This is a genomic window from Azospirillum sp. FG154 (assembly GCF_057809575.1).
Genome location: NZ_JBMDKF010000001.1, coordinates 49,305 through 68,227 on the forward strand (window position 1 = coordinate 49,305; position 18,923 = coordinate 68,227).

An 18,923-nucleotide genomic window follows, 5' to 3' on the forward strand; every position below is an offset into this window, starting at 1 on the left:
CCGAACTCACTCAAAGCTCCCTGAGCGGCCTTTTGCGCCCCGCCCACCATGCCGCGCCGCGCAACGACAGGGCAAGACCAAGCAGAACCATCGCCGGGGCGTAGGCGCTGTCCAGCGCCACGCGCTTGCCGAACGTGACCAGAAAGCTGATCCACAGATAATGGACGCCGACGCGGTGCAGAACGCCCCACCAACGCCCGCCCAAGACGACGAACGCCCAGGGAAAGGAGGTCGCCGCCATCAGCAGAATGAAGCCATACGCGACGCCGCCCGACACCAGAGCGCCGACGTTGGTCAGGCTCCAGAACAGAGCGGGGTCTCGTTGCGCCAAGGCGATCAACAGCAGGCCATGAACCATGTGCGACAGAGCGAAGGACAGCCCGAAAAAGCGACGGTTCCGCCGCTGCCAACGCGTCGCGCCGCAGGGCGCCAACGCCGCCAGAGACGACGACGTGTAAGCCAGCAGAAACAGAGCGAAGGAGCTGCGCGCCGTCAGCCGGATCGCGTGACGCAACCCGTCCGTCGCCTCGGGCGCCGTCCCGACCAACGACGCCACGGCGAGCGACAGGAACACAGCGGTCCCGCCAACCAGCCGCCAGCCAGCCAAGCGTGAGGGAGCGGTCGCAATCATGATCGCGGCGATGCCTTTGCGAAAATGGTGGGATGGAACGGTTCAGAACAGCAGGCGGCGCAGAGCGGCGGCCTGCTCGCGGCTGCGGCTGACCGCGATGGCGAGGGCAAGCACCAGGGCGATTTCCACCGTCAGCGCCGCAGCGGGCCAAAAAACCCCTGTGGTCTCAATCAGCCGAGGCAGCGTCAAAGCCGTGTCGGCGGCGACCGACAGCATCAACGCGGCCAGCGCCAGCGCCGACAGCCGCAACCCGGCGAACAGCCGACGCCAGCCGCGCGGATCGGGCCGCCAGGAACGGCGGGCGTCGCGCGCCAGCCACCATCCCCACAGCCCCAGAGCCAACGCGGCGATGAAGGCGCCCCGGTCCAACATCAGGGCGGCGACGGCCAAGCCGTCGCCCGCCGCCGCCACCGGATCCAGATGCAGCGCCCGCAGCCGCATCACGGCGAAGGAGACCGCCGCCGTCAGCGCCGCCAGCCGCCACAGCCGATCCGCGTTGGTTTCCAGCGCCAGCGCGACGAATTGCCCGGCGATCCGTCGCGGCGCGCCAAAACGGGCGATCACCCGCGCCAGCGCCGCGTCCGCGTCGCCATCGGATTCCGAATCGGCGCCGGACAACTCCGCCGCCAGCGCGCAATCAAGATGATCCCCAACCTCCTCCACGACGCGGTCGGCCAGCGGCGGGTCAAAGCGCAACGCCTCGCCCAGCGCGTCGAGATACGTCTCTAGCGCGTCGGCCATGACGGATCTTCCCCCAACAACGCGCCGGATTCGCCACTCGCCATCATCGCTTCGATGGCCCGGGCGAAGTCGCGCCAGACGTCCCGATGGTGGTTCAACGACGCGCGCCCTTGCGGGGTCAGGGTGTAGACCCGCCGCCGCCGCCCGTTGGGCGCGGTGGTCCAGTCGCTGTTCACCGCCCCGGCCTTTTCCAGCCGGTGCAGCGCGGGATAGACGGTTCCTTCGGGCAGGTTGAAAACTCCGCCGCTGCGCCGCCTGATTTCCTCGATAATCGCATAGCCGTGCGCCGGTTCGCCCGCGAGGGCGGCGAGCACGATGGCGTCGAGGTGTCCTTTGAGCATGTCGCCTTCCATACCTAGAATTACTAGGCATAGGATCGCGAGGCGTCAAGCCTGAAGGATTCCCCGAACTCCGCAAGCGCGATCAATCCGACCCCGGTTAGGGTCGGCGCATTGGAGACACGCGACGATGACGACGAGCCGCCCAAGCCCCCCGTTCCCTGACATCATGTTCCCCGACCTTCGCCCGGATCGACCGGCCAAGGCCGACACGCTGCTGGATTACGGACGGCGGCTGGACCGGGTGGTCCGGCACATCGCCGCCCATCTGGACGATCCGCTCGATCTGGACGCGTTGGCGGCGGTGGCCTGTTTTTCGCCCTACCATTTCCACCGCATCTACCGGGCGATGACCGGGGAAACCGTCACCGACACCCTGCGCCGTCAACGCCTGCACCGGGCGGCGGGGGCGTTGGTCCAGGACACGCGGACGATCGCCGCCATCGCCCGACAGGCCGGCTATGGCGGCGTCGCCGCCTTCACCCGCGCCTTCGCCCAAAGCTACGGCGTCACCCCCGCCGCTTACCGGCGGTCGGGGCGTCTGTCGCCCTTCGCGTGGCCCCATGACGACAAGCCCAACCGAACCCCGGAGGACATCATGCCCACCGCCACCATGCCCACCGTCACCATTGAAACCCTGCCCGCGACCAGCCTGATCGGCTTCGACCATCGCGGCCCTTACATGGAGATCAACGCCGCCTTTTCCCGCGCCTACGCCTGGGCCGCCGGGCGCGACCTGATGACGCCCGCCACGCGCTGCATCGGCGTCTATTTCGACGACCCTTCGGCGGTGGCGCCGGAGGATTTGCGCTCCTTCGCCGGGCTGGCCCTGGAATCGGCCCCAACGCTGGAAGATGGCGCGAAAGGCCTGGATCTGCCGGGCGGGCGTCACGCCGTTCTGGTTCACAAAGGCCCTTACGCGGCGTTGGGCGCCGTCTATCAATGGCTGTATGGCGAATGGTTGCCCGCCAGCGGCCAGACGCCCGCCGACCAACCCTGTTTTGAAGAGTATCTCAACGACCCGCGCAGCGTGCCGCCGGAAGAGTGGCTGACCCGCATTTGCGTGCCGCTGACGTAAGGACACCGGTCAAGCGGGGGCTGCCCAGCGGCGGGGGCGCGGTGTATGGTCCGGCCAACCGCACCCTTCCCGCCCTTGTCCCAAAGCCACGGCAGCCCCCTTCATGAGCATCGACGATCTGCGCGCCCAGTATGAGGTTTACCCTTACCCGGCGCGCGACCCGGCGGATGAGAAAAAGCGTCTTATCACCGGATCGCCCAGCCATCTGGACGAGATCACCCATTGCGTCTTTGGCGGACGCCTGCCCGCTGGCCGCCCTTTGCGGGTTCTGGTGGCGGGCGGCGGCACCGGCGACGGGGCGATCATGCTGGCCCAGCAACTGGCCGATTCCGGTCATCCCGGCCATGTCGCCTACCTTGATCTGTCCGACGCCAGCCGCGCCATCGCCGAGGCCCGCGCCGCCGCGCGCGGCCTGACCAACATCACGTTCCAACGCGGCTCGTTGCTGGAGTTGGAGGCGGTGACGGCGCAGGACGGGCCGTTCGACTACATCGATTGCTGCGGCGTGCTGCACCATCTGCCCGATCCGTCAGCGGGTCTGCGCTCGCTGGCCGGAGCCTTGGCCCCCGGCGGCGGCATCGGTCTGATGGTCTACGCCCCGCTGGGCCGCACCGGCGTCTACCCGATGCAGGCCGCCCTGCGCGCGATGACCGACGGGCTGCCCCCGGCGGAAAAGGTCGCGCTGGCCCGCCGCCTGATCCAGCATCTCCCGGCGTCGAACTGGCTGCTGAACAACCCCTTCGTCAGCGACCACCGGCAGGCCGACGCCAATTTGTACGATTTGCTGCTGCACTCCTGCGACCGTCCTTACACGGTGCCGGAGTTGGCGGCGTTGGCCGACAGCGCCGGGCTGGCCATCGGCTCGCTGATCGACCCGATCCGTTACGAACCGTCCACCTGGGTGCGCGACCCGCGCGTGCTGAAACGGCTCGACGGTCTGTCCTGGCTGGAGCGCGCCGCCTGGGCTGAGCAGATTTGCGGCAGCATGACCAAGCACATCGCCTATCTGTTGCGCCCCGCCGATCTCGCCAACGCCGTCGCGAAACTGGACGGACCGGACGTCATTCCGGTGCTGCGCGATCTCGACGGCGCGGCGCTGGCCAAGGGCCTGCCGCCCGGCGGCAGCCTGGAGGTGGAGGTGTTGGGAACCGTTCTGCCGCTTCCCCTGCCCCGTCTGGCCGGGCCGATCCTGGCGCGGGTCGATGGCAAGGCGACGCTGGCCGACATCCACGCCGCCATCGCGCCCGCTGCCGGCGCGACGTGGGAGGTGTTCTTCGCCCAGGTTCAGGCCCTGTTCACGGCGCTGAACGGCGTCGGCAAGATGTATCTGCGGCGCTGACGCCTGATCCCAAAACAAAGACCGCCGGGGTTTCCCCCGGCGGCCAGAGTTCTGGATGGAAGGCGTCAACAAAACCTGTTCTTAGTGGATGCTCTCGCCGTGCAGGGCGAGGTCCAGACCGTCGCGCTCGACGTCTTCGTCAACGCGCAGGCCCATGACCACATCAATGACCTTCAGCAGGACGAAGGTGGCGATGGCGCACCAGCCAACCGTCCAGGCGATGCCCTGAACCTGGATCCACACCGCCGCAGCGTTGCCTTCCAGCAGGCCCAGCGTGGCCTTCGGGTCGGCGGCGAGGACAGCGGCGAAGCCGCCTTCGCTGTTCGACACCGACATCTTGGCGAACACGCCGGTCAGCAGCGCGCCGATCAGACCGCCCACGCCATGCACGCCGAAGGCGTCCAGGCTGTCGTCATAGCCAAGCATCTTCTTGAGGCTGGTGGCGGACCAGAAGCAGACCACGCCAGCGATCAGGCCGATGATGATGGCGCCCGTCGGATCGACGAAACCAGCGGCCGGGGTGACGGCGACCAGACCAGCGACGGCGCCGGAGATGATGCCGAGAACCGAGGGCTTGCCCTTGACCGCCCACTCGGCGAACAGCCAGCCAATGGCGGCGCCGGCGGTGGCGATGTGCGTGGCGGCCATGGCCATGCCAGCGCGCGGACCGGCGGTCAGAGCCGAACCGGCGTTGAAGCCGAACCAACCCACCCACAACAGCGAGGCGCCGATCAGCGACAGCACCAGGTTGTGCGGCATGAAGGCTTCCTTGGGGTAGCCCTTGCGCTTGCCGATGACCAGCGCGGCGACCAGACCGGCGACGCCCGCGTTGATGTGAACGACGGTGCCGCCCGCAAAGTCAAGCACGCCCAGGCCGAACAGGAAACCCGCCGGGTGCCAGACCCAGTGAGCGATCGGCGCGTAGACGACCAGCGACCACAGCGCGGTGAAGACCAGAAGCGAGGAGAACTTCATGCGGTCCGCGAAGGCGCCGGTGATGAGCGCCGGGGTGATGATCGCGAAGGTCATCTGGAACATCATGAAGATCGGCTCGGGGATCGTCGTCGCCACCGGGGAGGCGCCGCCCTCGCCCAGAACGAACGGCGTGGCGAAGTTCAGGCCGTTCAGAAACAGGCGATCCAGACCGCCGACATACGCGCCCTGGCCGGTGAAGGCGAGGCTGTAGCCGATCACGTACCACAGGACGCTGATGAGGCAGGTGATGGCGAAGCTCTGCATCACCGTGGCCAGCACGTTCATCTTGCGGACCATGCCGCCGTAGAACAGGGCCAGACCGGGGATGGTCATCATCAGCACGAGCGCCGTCGAGACCAGCATCCAGGCGGTGTCGCCACCGTTGATGGTCGGGGCCGCCGGGGCCGCCGGAGCCGCTGCGGCGGCCGCCGCCGCAGCCGCAGCCGCCGCAGCGGCCGCAGGATCTTGCGCCAGGGCGTCGGCGGGCAGACCGGCCAAGCCCAGAGCAACCGCCATCATCGGTGCGGCCAGAAGGAACAGACGGTTCATCGAGGCTCCTCTTTCTTCTAAATCACTCCCGCCCGCTGCGGCTCGTCCGAAACCCGAGGTCTGTTGGACGATCGCCGCAAGGGGCACCCCGTCCCGGTCGCCCCGTCCCCGGCAAAGACGGGGCGGCGGACGGGACCAAGGACGCTCCAATCACTTCAAGAAGCGTGCCAGCCGAAAATGGCGGGGAATCGTCAGGGTTGCCGCCGCGTCGGGTCCATCAACAGGCTTCTCCCGCCGAGTCGCGCCCTGCTCTGCCCGCATAATAGGCATATGTCGTTCCTGACATTCCGGTGCGGTTTTCGGGCTTTGGGGGTAGAATCCACGCCAACAGCCCCGCATTCACCCCGCCATATGGCTTGCATTGGTGCATATGGTCATTTTTTAGGCACATTGTGCGCCGCACTCTTGCGCATCTCCCGCCATCCCGCGCCAAAAAATCCACGCTCGCCGCCGCCTCTTGGCCCGCCGTTGCAGATGTGGCACCGTCAACGCCTCGCATCGGGATCGCCGACCGGCAACGGCAACCAAAAAGAAGCATTAGGGAGTGACGGCCATGCTCGACAAACGGGATTTGCGTCTGGCGCCGCGACGCGCCTTGGCCTTGGTTCTGGCCGGTGGGCGCGGCAGCCGTCTGAAGCAACTGACCGACCGGCGCGCCAAACCGGCGACCTATTTCGGCGGCAAGTTCCGCATCATTGATTTCGCCCTGTCCAACTGCGTGAATTCCGGCTTCCGCCGCATCGGCGTCATCACGCAATACAAGTCGCACAGCCTGCTGCGCCATCTGCAACGCGGCTGGAACTTCTTCCGGGGCGAGATGAACGAGTTCTGCGACCTGCTGCCCGCCCAGCAGCGGATCGACGAAACCTCCTGGTATCAGGGCACCGCCGACGCGGTGTACCAGAATCTCGACATCCTGCGCAGCCACGAGCCGGAGCACATCCTGATTCTGGCGGGCGACCACATCTACAAGATGGATTACGGCGCGCTGCTGCTCGACCACATCGCGCGCGGGGCCGACGTGACGGTGCCGTGCGTGGAGGTGCCGCGCGATCAGGCCAGCGGCTTCGGCGTCATGCACATCGACGAGGACCGCCGCATCATCGACTTCGTCGAGAAACCCGCCGATCCGCCCGCCATGCCCGGCAAGCCCGATGTGGCGCTGGCCAGCATGGGCATCTACGTCTTCAACGCCCAATTCCTGTACGACCAGTTGGAGCGCGACGTCGCCACCCCCGGATCCAGCCGCGATTTCGGCAAGGACATCATCCCTTACCTGGTGAAGTCCGGCGCCCGGATCATGGCGCACAATTTCGCCGACAGCGCGGTGATCGACGCCCCGGACGACGTGCCCTATTGGCGCGACGTCGGCACCATCGACGCCTATTGGGAAGCCAACCTCGACCTGTGCCACGTCACGCCGCAGTTGAACATGTACAACCGCGACTGGCCGATCTTCACCTATCAAGAACAGCTTCCCCCCGCCAAATTCGTCTTCGACGACGAGGACCGGCGCGGCATGGCGGTGGATTCGCTGGTGTCGGGTGGTTGCATCATTTCCGGCTCCACCGTGCGCCGCTCGCTGCTGTTCAGCTCCGTCCGCGTCAACTCCTACAGCGAGCTGCACGAGGCGGTGGTGCTGCCCGATTGCGACATCGGCCGCCATTGCCGCCTGACCAAGGTGGTGATCGACCGGGGCGTGACCATCCCCAACGGGCTGGTGGTGGGCGAGGATCCCGAACTCGACGCCCAGCGCTTTTACCGCAGCGAGGGCGGCGTCTGCCTCATCACCCGCGAGATGATCGACGCCCTGCCCAAAGACTGACCCCCTCGCCCTGTCCCACCAATCCCCTCTCCCGCTGAAAGCGGGGGAGGGTTAGGGAGGGGGCAACCGCAAACATCCCATCCCCCCGCCCCATCCCCAACCGAGTCGCCCCCGATGCGCGTCCTCTACGCCACGTCCGAATGCTACCCGCTGGTCAAGACCGGGGGGCTGGCCGACGTGTCCGCCGCTTTGCCGCCCGCGCTGAACGCCGCCGGGGCCGACGTCCGTTTGCTGCTGCCGGGATACCCGGCGGTGCTGAACGGCCTGTCGAATCTGCACGAGGTCGGCGACCTCATCACCGATCTGCCCGGCTGCGACCGCGCCCGCCTGCTGTTGGGCCGCACGCCCGACGGGGTTCTGGCCTACGCGCTGGACGCGCCGTCGCTCTACAACCGTCCGGGCAATCCTTACCTGGGACCGGATGGGCAGGATTGGCCCGACAACGCCCAGCGCTTCGCCGCGTTGGCCTGGGCCGCCGCCGGTTTCGCCGCCCACGCCAGCTATGATCCCTGGTGGCGGCCCGACGTCCTGCACGGTCATGACTGGCAAGCCGCGCTGATCCCCGCCTATCTGACCTTGCGGCCCGACCGTTTCAGCGGCCCGACGCGGCCCGGCACGGTGCTGACCATCCACAACATCGCCTATCAGGGCAATTTCGGCCCCTGGATGCTGGGGGAGCTGGGCTTGCCCTCCTCCTCCTTCCGCATGGACGGGGTGGAGTATTACGGCAACATCGGTTTCCTGAAGGCCGGTTGCTATTACGCCGACCGCCTGACCACGGTCAGCCCGACCTACGCCCACGAGATCCAAACGGCGGAGCATGGCACCGGCCTGCAAGGCCTGCTGGCCAGCCGATCCGCCGCGCTGTCGGGCATTTTGAACGGGGTCGATTACGACATCTGGGATCCGTCGCGCGACCCGCACAGCGCCGCGCGCTACAGCCCCGACGATCTGGGCGGCAAGGATTCCTGCAAGGCCGACCTGCAATCCGCCTTTGGCCTGGAACGCCGCCCCGACGCGCCGCTGGCCGCCGTGGTCAGCCGCCTGACCTGGCACAAGGGCCTGGATTTGGTGCTCGACGCCGCGCCGCAGTGGGTGGCCTGGGGCGGCCAACTGGTGGTGTTGGGCAGCGGCGACCCGGCCAGCGAGGCCGGATTCCGCCAATTGGCGCAGAACCACCCGCAATCGGTCGGCGTCCGCATCGGCTATGACGAGCCGTTGTCCCACCGCATCCAGGCCGGATGCGACTTGTTCCTGGTGCCGTCGCGGTCGGAACCCTGCGGCCTGACCCAGATGTACGCCCTGAAATACGGCAGCCTGCCGCTGGTCCGCCGCACCGGCGGTCTGGCCGACAGCATCATCGACGCCAACCCGGCGGCGGCCAACGACGGCAGCGCCACCGGCTTCCAATTCGTCAACGCCACGCCCCAAGAGCTGCTGTGGTCGCTGCGCCGCGCGCTGACCCTCTACCGCAAACCCGACCGCTGGCAAGCCACCCAACGCCACGCCATGACCCGCGACTTCGGCTGGAGCGGCCCGGCGGAGGAGTATATGGAGCTGTACCGGGGGTTGGTCTGACATTCACCGTAAGGTGGAGAGCAACCTGTCGGTCAGGAAGCCTCCACCCATGACAGAAACCCTTCCAAATCGTGGGACCAAACCAAATAAAGCCCTGATTTTTGCGCTGTTTGCAAATTATCTACCCCGAACACCCCTGAAAGCAGAGCCACGGGAACCACCGTTTCACCAAACTTTCCAGCCCAATGCTTTGCTTTGGCTGCCGTATCGTTGAGCACGCGCTTGACGCTGTTCACCACGGACGCGCTGTCCTTGGCTTCTACGGCGACAGCCCGTCCATCAGACAACCCAATCAACAAATCCGCCTTGCGCCCCCTCAGCGTGCATTCACCAAAGAAGGTCTTGGGTTTTGGCAACTGGTTGGGAGCGTCAACCTTGTTGCCGTTGCCGGGCGACAGCTTGGTGAATTTAGCATCCAGCAAAGCCTTCGCGAGCATCCCCTCGACCACACGCCCATAGGCCCGACGCTCCGTTTGGATTCGTTGCGAAGCGTGCAGCGACGCCGTCGCATAGACGGCGCGCTTGACCTCCGAAAACGTTGCTTTGCGTCGCGCCTTGACCCATGGAAACCGATTTCCATCCGTCAGTTGGCAAATTAGGCTCAAGGTCTGGTGGGCAAGATCCGGCTCTTTTCGCAACCGCCCTTTGGTCAAACGGGTCGTGCTTGCCGTCACCAACACGCCCAGATCATCCGTGGACACCGGCGGCCCCGCGACATAACGCAACGCATCGAACAGGTCCGGGTTGTCAATGATCGCGGCCAGCGCGGCAGGATCAGGACTGTCAGGATTCACAGGCGTCAACACGCGGATAAGGCGCCGTACGGCGGTCTTTTCCTGGCGCAGAAGCTGCGCATAGCGCAAGGTCGGCTCCGCAAGCCGACGCCTGCGGAAATCCTCCAAAGACCTTTGAGCTTCCAAAGATAATTCGTGTGCAGACCATAATCGCGGAGTGACGGCAACGTTGGGGCGGGTCACGTTTTGGCTCCGATCTCGGCGAGTTCCGGCAAATCGGGAACCCACAACCGTTCTATCTCTCTTGGTTCAAACTTCGTCAACCCACCCGCGTAGGTTCGCCCGCTGTCGACGCTGGTTCGCTCGCGCAAAAACTTCAGAAGCCCGGCAATCTGATTCGGACTCAGGGTTTGGCGCGGATAAAGCCCATGAGCGATGTTGATGTGGCGCGCCCCGCAGAGATTCAAAACAAAGGCGGGCGCACGGCGCGCCATATAGGTGCACATGATCGGAGCCGGTTCATAAAGACGCACCGACCACCACGCGCCGCGATGCTGGGCCACATACCCATCGGCAGCCCCCCTGGCTTTCGCCCAAGCCAGAAATCGAGCGACCGCCTTTCGGTGATGGCTGTCGATTTCGTCCAAATCCATCGGCAAATTCACCACCCGGCGCAGCGACGAGGCGTCCCACAGCGCGTCTCCAGCCGCAATCAGCTCACGCGCTTTTGTCACCGTTGGCATGAGCACGGCTTCGGGAAGCTCTTTGGCTTCGGCTCCGGCAATCCACACGCCGTTGCTTCCCGTGACTTGCCCCCGTGACACCCGGCACAGCGCGCCCAATTCAACATAATGCGCCGGGGGAGCTGCCGTCGGTCGGAGAATGGACGACCAACCACGCGCGCGGTCAAGCCGCTCCCACGGCACCGGAGCGCCGTCGGACAGGCCATTGAGCTGTCCAACATCCGCGACGCTGCGCATCCGAAACTCGTCTGGTCGGCGCCCAACCCGGAAACAGGTGATCGCTCCGGTCGTCGCGACATCGGCAAAGAGAATCGCCTTGGGATCCAGCACATGAAGCGCGCACCCCCCCAAATGATCCACCAGCAGACGCCGCAACGCGCCGCCATAATTCACATCAAGCCACTCCGCCGACGTGATGAAACAACCAATGTCTCCGAACTTGCTCAGTTCCATCGTCTTGAAAAAGAAATGGATATGCAAACCGGCAAGCTTGCTGGCTTTGATGCCAAGCTTTGAAGCGCTTTCGGCAAACCAATTCTTCCAGGTTGCCCCAAGATCGTGGTGACGCACATACGGAGGATTGCCAATGAAAAGAGTCACTCCCCGAATATCCGGCAACTGGATGGATCGATAGTCGCCAACAATCACTTGCGTTCGATCAGCCAGCCCGCAAACCGCCAAATTGGCCCGGAGCAGAAGCGCCGCGAGCGGATCCAACTCAACCGCAATCAGCGCGGCCTCTGGAAACTGTTTCGCCGCAGCCCGAATGTAACGCCCCGATCCAGCGCCGGGATCGACAATGCGGGCCGGCTCGCCTTGTGACGCCGCCCAGGCGACCATCGAGCGGACAATGGCTGGAGGCGTATAGACCGCGCCAGCGCTCCTGCGCTCTGCGGCCGATCTCAAGGCGCAGAACGCGGAGCCGAGCGGATCCTCGCCGCGTTCAATGGAGGCGCGCGCCGCAGCGATCACTTCGGGCGAAAGTTCACGCACAGCAGCGTGGGGGACGCGCCGCTCCACAGCCGTCAGCGAATCACAACCGGCAAGCAGCCGGGCCAAACCGGCAAGGTGACGTTCAGATGGGATCAAGCCTGAGAAAATGATCGGATCGCGCATCTCCCGGCTCGCCGTCTCATCATGTGAACCCGCGATCCGTTGACACGGTCGCTCAGCAATCGTCACAGCACACTCCATACCATCCCACACCCGCCCTTGCCGTGCGGTGGCCCCACCCGCCGCTTTGAATGCGCCTGTCCTGCTCCCAACGCGCCCAAGGAAGGCCTGTGGACGATTGTAGTCAATCAAACTCTATGCCGCCACCCCAAGCCATTGCTCCCATTCCGCCCCCGCACACCATCGTTGCGCCTACCCCGCATCGGCCCTATGGTGCGCGGCAAACTCTTAAAGTCCCTGGGCACCGATGACTGACCTCTCGCACATCCGCAATTTCTCGATCATCGCGCACATCGACCACGGCAAGTCCACGCTTGCCGACCGGCTGATCCAGCAATGCGGGGGCCTCGACGCGCGCGAAATGCGCGAGCAGGTGCTCGACAGCATGGACATCGAGCGCGAGCGCGGGATCACCATCAAGGCCCAGACCGTCCGCCTGCTCTACAAGGCCGAAGACGGCAAGCAATACACCCTGAACCTGATGGACACGCCGGGCCACGTCGATTTCGCCTATGAGGTCAGCCGCTCGCTGGCCGCGTGCGAAGGCTCGATCCTGGTGGTCGACGCCAGCCAGGGGGTGGAGGCGCAGACTCTCGCCAACGTCTATCAGGCCATCGACAACAACCACGAGATCATCCCGGTCCTCAACAAGATCGACCTGCCCGCCGCCGAACCCGACCGGATCAAGCAGCAGATCGAGGACGTCATCGGGCTGGACGCGTCCGACGCGGTGGAGATCTCGGCCAAATCCGGCCTGAACATCGGCGCGGTGCTGGAGGCGGTGGTCAAGCGCCTGCCGCCGCCCCAGGGCGACGCCGACGCGCCGCTGAAGGCTCTGCTGGTCGATAGCTGGTACGACCCTTATCTGGGCGTCGTCATTCTGGTGCGCGTGGTCGACGGCGTGCTGAAGGTGAACCAGAAGGTCCGCTTCATGGCGGCGGGCAGCGCCCACGACGTGGAGCGCGTCGGCGTCTTCACGCCCAAGGCGCTGCTGACCGGCGAGCTGCGGCCCGGCGAAATGGGCTTCATCACCGCCGCGATCAAGGACATCACCCAGACCAAGGTCGGCGACACCATCACCGAGGAGCGCCGCCCCGCCGCCGAGGCTCTGGCCGGCTTCAAGCCGTCGATTCCCGTGGTGTGGTGCGGGTTGTTCCCGGTGGACGCCGCCGATTTCGAGCGGCTGCGCGACAGCCTGGGCAAGCTGAAGCTGAACGACGCCAGTTTCCATTACGAGGCGGAGACGTCGGCGGCGCTGGGCTTCGGCTTCCGCTGCGGCTTCCTCGGCCTGCTGCATCTGGAAATCATCCAGGAGCGGTTGGAGCGCGAGTTTAACCTGGACCTCATCACGACGGCGCCGTCGGTGGTCTACAAGCTGAGCATGACCGACGGGTCGGTGCGGGATCTGCACAACCCCGCCGACATGCCCGACGTGATGAAGATCGACCACATCGACGAGCCGTGGATCAAGGCCACCATCATGCTGCCCGACGAGTATCTGGGCGGCGTCTTGCAGCTTTGCACCGAACGGCGCGGCCAGCAGATCGAACTGACCTACGCCGGCGCCCGCGCCATGCTGATCTACCGCCTGCCGCTGAACGAGGTGGTGTTCGACTTCTACGACCGGCTGAAGTCGATCAGCCGGGGTTACGCCAGCTTCGACTATCAGATGGACAGCTATGAAGAGGGCGACCTCGTGAAGCTGTCGATCCTGGTCAACGCCGAGCCGGTGGACGCCCTGTCGATGATCGTCCATCGCGGCCAGTCGGAACGCCGTGGCCGCATGATGTGCGAACGCCTGAAGGAACTGATTCCCCGCCAGCTCTTCAAGATCGCCGTGCAGGCCGCCATCGGCGGCAAGGTCATCGCCCGCGAGAGCATCAGCGCCATGCGCAAGGACGTGACCGCCAAATGCTACGGCGGCGACATCAGCCGCAAGCGCAAGCTGCTGGACAAGCAGAAGGAAGGCAAAAAGCGCATGCGCCAATTCGGCCAGGTGGAGATCCCGCAGAGCGCGTTCATCGCCGCGCTCAAGATGGGGGATGAGTGAGAGTGTGAGGGGGCGGGCTTCGGCCCGCCCTCAACGTATCGCCGCTCGCGTTTTCAATTGAAGACGCTGACGAACCTGTTCGTAAATTTCGTTCACTCCTGGCATGGACAGCGTGACCGCCAGCCCGAACGGCACGCGCTCGTCAACCGGAGCGCCTTGATCCAACTCCCGTTGGACGATCAACCGAACGGTCATGTCTTTGCTGACCAATGGCGGGCGCTCACCGTCCCAACGCCGTGACAGAACCGTCCCCCGCCGTATCTGATTGTGATCGGGTTGCGCCTTGGATGGCTTGATCGCCAGCGTGTCGATGTTCTCCGGGTCCAGAAGAGTCAAACGAACCGCCCGATAGCTGCGCCGACCGGACTGAACCGGCGTGAACCACGCCAATGTGGCCGATAGACCATGCAAGCGCGCCTGCCCGCCGATGCAGGCCGGAATCGGCACCTCCACCAGCGCCGATTGTTTGCGACCCAATGCGCCAATGGCCCAAAAGGTCGCCCGATCCGCCGCGCAGGCCACAGCGTCGTCCGCATCCAGCGCGCCATACCCGAGGAACCGCCGGATGTTGTCCCTTTGGCGAACATGTTGTTTGGGGTCTGAAGGACCGAGCGTTTGATGAATAAATTCCGCCGTCTCCTTTGGCCACTGAGCGGGATGAACGACCAACGCCTTGAGCAGCACAGCGCGTTGAATGTGGCGCAGCCCCGTGAACGCCTCGCCATAGGCCGCTTCCAGCGCGTCGTGAATCCGGTGGCACGTCCGCGACGCCAACGCCGCAGCGGCGCTGGTGCCGTTGGTGAACCCCTCCGCAGCTTCATTTTCGGCAGTCGGTGGTGCCGCGACCTTCAGGCCGAAGGCGCGGGTTGGCTCCATCGGTTGAACCAGGACTCGCTCCGCGCCGCCAACAACCCGGAGATGCTCACGCGCGCCCGGCATCAGAATGTCCGGCTTCACCGATCTGGCGAACCCCGGCCCCAAGCGGCTCGATGGATTGGACATTGCATAACCAGCGAATGGTTCAACCGTCATGCCAACTGTCCGTCGTTGATGATCGGGCACCGCATCCTGGTTCAACGCGCCTACGGTCAACCCGTTCAGGGTCTCGGCAGGAGAAATCAAACGCCGTTCAGCGGCTTTGCCGTTCACCGCCAACAGCGTTGCGGTGGCGCGGCTGTTGGGGGCTGCACCCTCAAAATCCGACATCCGCTTGAACGGCTCTACCGGAAACCGCTTGACCGCGTTTCCCGCACTGACCACGAACAGCACGCCATAGAGCCACGCCAAACGATCCAGAACCCGCGCCCACGGGGACATTTGCCCATGGAAGGGGCGTCGAGGATTGCCAAGCGACAGATTCACGATGAGGACGTCGGGAGCTTCCGCGTCCTTACCCTCGCGCATGCTGCGCACAGCCTCGTAAATCACATCAACAATCAGGCGCCCTTTCGGGAATCCCTCTTCACCCCCGTTCCACGCCAGCACCGGAACGATATGAATTTTGCGATCCAAATGGCTTTCCGACCGGTTGCGGTCGCCATGGACAATCAACGACGCCATCGCCGTGCCGTGCACACGGTGCGCCGCTTCGGATCCAGTCTCCAAATCAAAGACATCGGAGACCACCACCCGGTCGGACAGCAACGGGTGTCGAGCCACAGGCACCCCGTCCAGCAACCCCAGGATGGGGGATTTCTCTGGCGCCTCATCAACCGATGCCAGCGATTGCTCGGTGTCAGCCACGTCCAACAGCGACGAAACGCTTTGGGACCGGATGTGCATCACGGCGGAATGACCGATCACGCTCGACGGCGACCGACCGGCAATTTCGCGCACGGACCGAACAGGAAGTTCGATCAAAACCGCATGGTACGCGATGTCCCCGATGTAAGAACGGTTCAGCTTGCGTCCGCCGGCGGCTTGGACATCCGTTAGAAAAGACCGCTCCCTCTGTTGAGCCGCTTTCTCATGTTTTTGAAAAACAAGATCAATTTCCAAAGAAATCAGATCCTCATCGGATTTTCCCTCGATTTCCTCCTGCAAGAAAGATTGATCTTCTTTGCTCAATCGATCATCCGGCCCCCAGGGGCGAAGATCACGCAAGAGAGAAAAGAACTTATTCCAAGCGACGGGACGCAAAGACTCGCCCGCAATCCACTGCTTCCACAATGACTGCATGTTGTCGAATGCGCGAACATCGGGGAAAAGCAGATACGCGACCGGAGCCTTATCCTCCGAATCTTCGTCCAACTCTTCTTCGTCAATGAGATCGATGCCAATTTTTCCGGCAGCCACCGCAAAATCTTGAATGGCTCCACGCACCTCGAACACCAACAACCGCTCAGGCGCCAAGGCGGTCGGATCCAAGGTCAACTCCAGCCCACCGGGCCGTGCCAGCACCTCCGTCAAGCGCGAGAATTTTCGCGCTTGCTCGTCGCGCGAAAACGGCTCAGGCCTCGGAGGAACCTTTGGCGGTCCTTTGCGGCGGTCGCCGTTTGGTTTTGGTGTCAGGCGCAGCAGCGGTTTGGTCGGATCGCTCGGCATCGCTCTCTGTCGGTTTGATACGCGACGCCCAAAGGTCAGACTCCACCTTCAACGCATCGTCGATATGAATTTCTCCCAAACCGAGTATATGCCGTCGCCGAACATTTTGACAGTATTCGCGCGCCTCTGCGTAACTTACCTTTCCAAGTGTGCGAACGATCTCTTTCGCACCCGTGCGCGGTCTTTGCGGCCATTGATCGATCAATCGGTCCACATAGGCGGCCAGCATATTTTGGTCTGGCGTCGGAAATCCCAAGCGCAACTGAAAGCGCCGCCACACCGCCCGATCCAGCAGTTCGGCGTGGTTGGTTGCCGCAACCACGATGACGTAGCTGGGCAATTGATCGAGCTGCATCAACAGGAACGATACGACCCGCTTGATCTCGCCGGTTTCGTGGGTGTCTCCACGCTCCTTGCCGATGGCGTCGAACTCGTCGAAGAACAGCACGCTGGGCTGGGTTCTGACATAGTCGAACAGCTTCCGCAGGCGGGTGTTCGTCTCCCCCAGATAGCTGCCGATCAGGGAATCGTAGCGCACGACGAAAAAGGGCAGATTCAAGGCTTCCGCGATGGCTTCGGCGAAAGACGTCTTGCCATTCCCCGGCGGCCCGGACAGCAGAATGCGGTGCCGTGGTTCCAGCCCGTGCGCGCGCAGCACGCTGGCCCGGAAATGCTCTTCAATGAATTGGTCGGCGTTGCGGCGAACCGGCAATGGCAGGATGAGATCATCCAACCGGACTTTTGGCGTAAGTTCGAGAATGGCGTCGCGCCCGCCACCCGCCCCCACGGACGCCGAGGTGAGCGGCGGCGGCGTCACCGCCACCGTGTTGAGCGCGCGTTGCAGCCGGTCGGCCAGCACATGGTGGCTTTTCGCCCGCTCATCGGCCACCAGCGCCTCGACCGTTGATTTCAGCGTCTCCCGCTCACCGGCGATGCCTGCGCGAACCAGAGAGACAAGGAGATCACTTCGGGCCATGGGAAACGCGCCACATTCAGATGCGGCAAGCCTGTGCTTGCCCTGTCACGCACTTTAGCAGGAAAGATTTTTCGCGTCTCTTCCCGATGGAAAACGCCCGATCCGCCTTGGGGAAGAGCCGTATCCCATCGGCCCTCCCCGTCCCACATCACAAACCAGCGCTCACCCCGCCGTCACCGTCAATTCGCCGACCAGCGGCGTCGGCATCAGCGTTCTGACCTCCGAGCTCGATTTGCCCGACGCGAACAGGCAGACCAGCTTGGCGAGCGAGGCTTCCGGGGTCATGTCATAGGCGCCGATGGCGCCGACCGCGCCAAGGCCGGTGGCGTAGGCGCCGGGCAGCACCGAACCGGCTTGCACCTGGGTGTTGTCCATCAGGACGACGCCGCGCGCGTCGGCGTCCGACAGGGCGGCGAGGAAGGCCGGATTCGACGGGCCGTTGCCCTCGCCAAAGGCCAGCAGAACCGCGCCCGTCACCGCCGGTTGCGTGGCGGTCAGCGCCGCCGTCACCGTGCTGGCCTGGATGCCGGGATAGAGCCACAGCATCACCACGGAAAAGCCGGTGACGGCCTGCGCCTGGGCGGCCAGCGCGGTCTGGCGCGCGGCGAGGTTGGCCGGTTCCGACAAGGATGTCTCCGGCCCCGGCGGCGGCAGCCACAGCGCGGTGTTCTGGGTGATGAAGCTGCCGACCTCCGCCAAGGGTGGGAAGTTGGGGGAGCCGAACCCGGCGAACTGGTTGGCGTTGATCTTTTCCGAACGGTTGCCGCGCAGCAGCTTGGTGTCGAAATAGACCGTCGATTCGGGAATCGGCACGGTTCCGGCCACGACAATGGCGCCGACCAGATTGGTCAGGGCGTCGCTCAAGCTGAAAATCAACGGCACCTGCGACCCGCTGACCACCACCGGCTTGGACAGGCCGGGCAGCAGGAAGGACAGGGCCGACGCGGTGTAGGCCATGGTGTCGGTGCCGTGCAGCACGACGAAGCCGTCATAATCCTGATACGCCCCGACCAGGGTCTGGGCGATGGTGATCCAGTCCGACGGCGTCATGTTGGAGCTGTCGAGCGTGGTGTCGAACCAGCCCATCGTCCAGGTCAGGCCGGGATAATCGGCGACTTGGTGGTTGGCCAGGCCAGGCATCGACAGGACCAGCGCCTCGAACTCCGCCCCGGGCATCGGGGCCAGCGCGCCGCCCGCGCTCTCGTCCGGTTTGCAACCGATGGTGCCGCCGGTGTACAGCACAAAGACCTTTGCCATCGCGTTCCTTTGCCCCCTTCGCCGTTCAGACCAACCACCCCGAATTGCAGAGTTCGGAGATGTTCGCCTGAACGATAAGACGGAACGGCTCATTCCTCAACCAGCAAACGGGCAAACAAACGCGACGACGCAAAATCTGAAACCAAGCGGTCGTCAAAGGCCCGGCTGGGCGCGCGGTCCAGACGCAGGCGGGGCAGCCCCTCCTCCTCCGCGTCCACGTGGGCGGCGGCGGGCTGGGGCGCGCGCAGGCCCCCGGCGGTCAGGACCAGATGGGCGCAGGCGGTGAACAGCGGCATGATTTGTCTCCACAGATCGGGTGTGAGCCGACCATGCGCGCGGCGGAATTCTCTTTGAAACGAATAGGCTTGATGACCTCATCACGATTCGTGATG

General features: G+C 64.7%; 15 protein-coding genes. 5 read left to right on the forward strand and 10 right to left on the reverse strand.

Annotated elements, in window-relative coordinates:
• Positions 1-10 precede the first annotated feature (10 nt).
• Genes ACODS4_RS00285 through ACODS4_RS00295 form a run of 3 tightly spaced genes read right to left on the reverse strand, consistent with a single transcriptional unit; the run spans position 11 to position 1,713 of the window.
• Positions 11-631 carry a hypothetical protein gene (locus ACODS4_RS00285; RefSeq protein ID WP_488859621.1) on the reverse strand — a complete coding sequence of 207 codons (621 nt, stop codon included), beginning with the start codon at positions 629-631 and terminating at the stop codon, positions 11-13.
• Between the two features lie 42 nt (positions 632-673).
• Positions 674-1,372: a hypothetical protein gene (locus tag ACODS4_RS00290; RefSeq protein ID WP_488859623.1), complete on the reverse strand. Its 699-nt coding sequence runs from the start codon at positions 1,370-1,372 to the stop codon at positions 674-676.
• Entirely contained in the window at positions 1,357-1,713 is a 357-nt protein-coding gene (locus ACODS4_RS00295) for a PadR family transcriptional regulator (RefSeq protein ID WP_488859625.1), read from the reverse strand. The genes ACODS4_RS00290 and ACODS4_RS00295 overlap by 16 nt, the downstream gene beginning before the upstream one ends.
• Before the next feature lie 127 nt (positions 1,714-1,840).
• Between ACODS4_RS00295 and ACODS4_RS00300 the strand changes: the two genes are divergently transcribed.
• Together ACODS4_RS00300 and ACODS4_RS00305 are read left to right on the forward strand one after the other, a co-directional pair.
• Complete coding sequence (locus ACODS4_RS00300; protein WP_488859627.1) at positions 1,841-2,788, forward strand: AraC family transcriptional regulator; 948 nt, start codon at positions 1,841-1,843, stop codon at positions 2,786-2,788.
• 103 nt (positions 2,789-2,891) lie between these two features.
• Positions 2,892-4,127 (forward strand): class I SAM-dependent methyltransferase, encoded by a 1,236-nt coding sequence (locus ACODS4_RS00305; protein WP_488859629.1) that lies wholly within the window; start codon positions 2,892-2,894, stop codon positions 4,125-4,127.
• 81 nt (positions 4,128-4,208) lie between these two features.
• On the opposite strand, the gene ACODS4_RS00310 is transcribed toward ACODS4_RS00305, so the two are convergent.
• Positions 4,209-5,651 (reverse strand): ammonium transporter, encoded by a 1,443-nt coding sequence (locus tag ACODS4_RS00310; RefSeq protein WP_488859631.1) that lies wholly within the window; start codon positions 5,649-5,651, stop codon positions 4,209-4,211.
• A gap of 553 nt (positions 5,652-6,204) precedes the next feature.
• On the opposite strand from ACODS4_RS00310, the gene glgC reads away from it, so the two are divergent.
• Together glgC and glgA are read left to right on the forward strand one after the other, a co-directional pair.
• Positions 6,205-7,476: a glucose-1-phosphate adenylyltransferase gene (glgC, locus tag ACODS4_RS00315; protein WP_488859633.1), complete on the forward strand. Its 1,272-nt coding sequence runs from the start codon at positions 6,205-6,207 to the stop codon at positions 7,474-7,476.
• Between the two features lie 114 nt (positions 7,477-7,590).
• Positions 7,591-9,054 carry a glycogen synthase GlgA gene (glgA, locus tag ACODS4_RS00320; RefSeq protein ID WP_488859635.1) on the forward strand — a complete coding sequence of 488 codons (1,464 nt, stop codon included), beginning with the start codon at positions 7,591-7,593 and terminating at the stop codon, positions 9,052-9,054.
• Positions 9,055-9,086: 32 nt separating this feature from the next.
• On the opposite strand, the gene ACODS4_RS00325 is transcribed toward glgA, so the two are convergent.
• Both ACODS4_RS00325 and ACODS4_RS00330 read right to left on the reverse strand, forming a co-directional pair.
• Complete coding sequence (locus tag ACODS4_RS00325; protein WP_488859637.1) at positions 9,087-10,031, reverse strand: XamI family restriction endonuclease; 945 nt, start codon at positions 10,029-10,031, stop codon at positions 9,087-9,089.
• Positions 10,028-11,647, reverse strand: a complete 1,620-nt coding sequence (locus ACODS4_RS00330) for an Eco57I restriction-modification methylase domain-containing protein (RefSeq protein ID WP_488859639.1) — start codon at positions 11,645-11,647, stop codon at positions 10,028-10,030. The genes ACODS4_RS00325 and ACODS4_RS00330 overlap by 4 nt, the downstream gene beginning before the upstream one ends.
• A 304-nt stretch (positions 11,648-11,951) precedes the next feature.
• Here ACODS4_RS00330 and lepA point away from each other — a divergent pair, with 304 nt between their 5' ends.
• Entirely contained in the window at positions 11,952-13,754 is a 1,803-nt protein-coding gene (gene lepA, locus ACODS4_RS00335) for a translation elongation factor 4 (RefSeq protein ID WP_488859640.1), read from the forward strand.
• A gap of 30 nt (positions 13,755-13,784) precedes the next feature.
• On the opposite strand, the gene ACODS4_RS00340 is transcribed toward lepA, so the two are convergent.
• From ACODS4_RS00340 to ACODS4_RS00355, 4 genes are all read right to left on the reverse strand, one after another.
• Complete coding sequence (locus ACODS4_RS00340) at positions 13,785-16,298, reverse strand: S8 family peptidase (protein WP_488859642.1); 2,514 nt, start codon at positions 16,296-16,298, stop codon at positions 13,785-13,787.
• Positions 16,204-17,274 carry an AAA family ATPase gene (locus ACODS4_RS00345; protein WP_488859644.1) on the reverse strand — a complete coding sequence of 357 codons (1,071 nt, stop codon included), beginning with the start codon at positions 17,272-17,274 and terminating at the stop codon, positions 16,204-16,206. The genes ACODS4_RS00340 and ACODS4_RS00345 overlap by 95 nt, the downstream gene beginning before the upstream one ends.
• A 162-nt stretch (positions 17,275-17,436) precedes the next feature.
• Positions 17,437-18,531: an asparaginase domain-containing protein gene (locus ACODS4_RS00350; RefSeq protein WP_488859646.1), complete on the reverse strand. Its 1,095-nt coding sequence runs from the start codon at positions 18,529-18,531 to the stop codon at positions 17,437-17,439.
• A gap of 89 nt (positions 18,532-18,620) precedes the next feature.
• Complete coding sequence (locus tag ACODS4_RS00355; RefSeq protein WP_488859648.1) at positions 18,621-18,827, reverse strand: hypothetical protein; 207 nt, start codon at positions 18,825-18,827, stop codon at positions 18,621-18,623.
• Positions 18,828-18,923: the final 96 nt, after the last annotated feature.

Excerpts from the sequence above, each read along its gene's own strand:
- ACODS4_RS00350 (WP_488859646.1), bottom strand. The coding sequence starts at position 18,531 with ATGGCAAAGGTCTTTGTGCTGTACACCGGCGGCACCATCGGTTGCAAA.
- ACODS4_RS00330 (WP_488859639.1), bottom strand. The coding sequence starts at position 11,647 with ATGCGCGATCCGATCATTTTCTCAGGCTTGATCCCATCTGAACGTCAC.
- lepA (WP_488859640.1), top strand. The coding sequence starts at position 11,952 with ATGACTGACCTCTCGCACATCCGCAATTTCTCGATCATCGCGCACATC.
- ACODS4_RS00340 (WP_488859642.1), bottom strand. The coding sequence starts at position 16,298 with ATGCCGAGCGATCCGACCAAACCGCTGCTGCGCCTGACACCAAAACCA.
- glgC (WP_488859633.1), top strand. The coding sequence starts at position 6,205 with ATGCTCGACAAACGGGATTTGCGTCTGGCGCCGCGACGCGCCTTGGCC.
- ACODS4_RS00295 (WP_488859625.1), bottom strand. The coding sequence starts at position 1,713 with ATGCTCAAAGGACACCTCGACGCCATCGTGCTCGCCGCCCTCGCGGGC.
- ACODS4_RS00355 (WP_488859648.1), bottom strand. The coding sequence starts at position 18,827 with ATGCCGCTGTTCACCGCCTGCGCCCATCTGGTCCTGACCGCCGGGGGC.
- ACODS4_RS00310 (WP_488859631.1), bottom strand. The coding sequence starts at position 5,651 with ATGAACCGTCTGTTCCTTCTGGCCGCACCGATGATGGCGGTTGCTCTG.
- ACODS4_RS00300 (WP_488859627.1), top strand. The coding sequence starts at position 1,841 with ATGACGACGAGCCGCCCAAGCCCCCCGTTCCCTGACATCATGTTCCCC.
- glgA (WP_488859635.1), top strand. The coding sequence starts at position 7,591 with ATGCGCGTCCTCTACGCCACGTCCGAATGCTACCCGCTGGTCAAGACC.
- ACODS4_RS00290 (WP_488859623.1), bottom strand. The coding sequence starts at position 1,372 with ATGGCCGACGCGCTAGAGACGTATCTCGACGCGCTGGGCGAGGCGTTG.
- ACODS4_RS00285 (WP_488859621.1), bottom strand. The coding sequence starts at position 631 with ATGATTGCGACCGCTCCCTCACGCTTGGCTGGCTGGCGGCTGGTTGGC.
- ACODS4_RS00305 (WP_488859629.1), top strand. The coding sequence starts at position 2,892 with ATGAGCATCGACGATCTGCGCGCCCAGTATGAGGTTTACCCTTACCCG.
- ACODS4_RS00345 (WP_488859644.1), bottom strand. The coding sequence starts at position 17,274 with ATGGCCCGAAGTGATCTCCTTGTCTCTCTGGTTCGCGCAGGCATCGCC.